The sequence below is a fragment of the Bartonella jaculi genome, assembly GCF_039543045.1.
Taxonomy (GTDB): Bacteria; Pseudomonadota; Alphaproteobacteria; order Rhizobiales; family Rhizobiaceae; genus Bartonella; species Bartonella jaculi.
The window spans coordinates 1-657 of the sequence record NZ_BAABIZ010000183.1; the positions used below are offsets into that span (position 1 = coordinate 1).

The following is a 657-nucleotide window of genomic DNA, read 5'->3' on the forward strand; positions in this document are numbered from 1 at the left end:
ACCATCCCCTTTTAATTCAGCTTTACGGCTTTCAAAAGCATCTAGTGCAATATCTTTTAAATAATGGAGATTGCTTATTGCTTCACGCTTTTGTTTCTCACGTTCTTTAATGGGGTCACGCCCCTCACGAAGAATAGAACGCCACCCCGTTGCCAATTCACGGGCTTGTTTTAAAGAAACATCTCTTAAGGCACCCAAGCCCATTTCGCGACGGCGTCCATGAATGGTATAACGATAAATCCATTGAGCACCCCCATCTTTACGCTTATGAAGTAACAAGCCGGCACCATCATTATATTTACCAGCCCCCAATGTTGCGACAGATCTTGCATTAAGACGGTTCATAAGGACCATTTTTACTCCTTTCTTATACAAATTTGATCCACACACTCATCCCGCTTTTGATGTGCAAATGAGTGCTTTTGATTGATTCAAGATAAGCAAGTTTGAAATAAGGGAATCTTACGTTATTCGGGATTCTCATTCAATATGAATAACGGTAGATTATTATTATAAATCAATGTCTTGCCCAAGGATACCGTTAGACGCAACCTTTAAAGGATTGCCTTGAGCTTAAGAACCCAAGGCTTGTGAGTCCTCTCATTAAACGCGGATCTTATGTCATGATTTTGCTGAGCGATTATGAAGAATTTGAGA

The 657-nt window shown here is 40.3% G+C and carries 1 protein-coding gene; it reads right to left on the bottom strand.

What is annotated here, in order from left to right:
* Positions 1-354: Arm DNA-binding domain-containing protein (locus ABD915_RS10075; RefSeq protein WP_345117833.1), on the bottom strand; the 354-nt coding region annotated here is incomplete at its 3' end.
* Between the last annotated feature and the right edge of the window lie 303 nt (positions 355-657).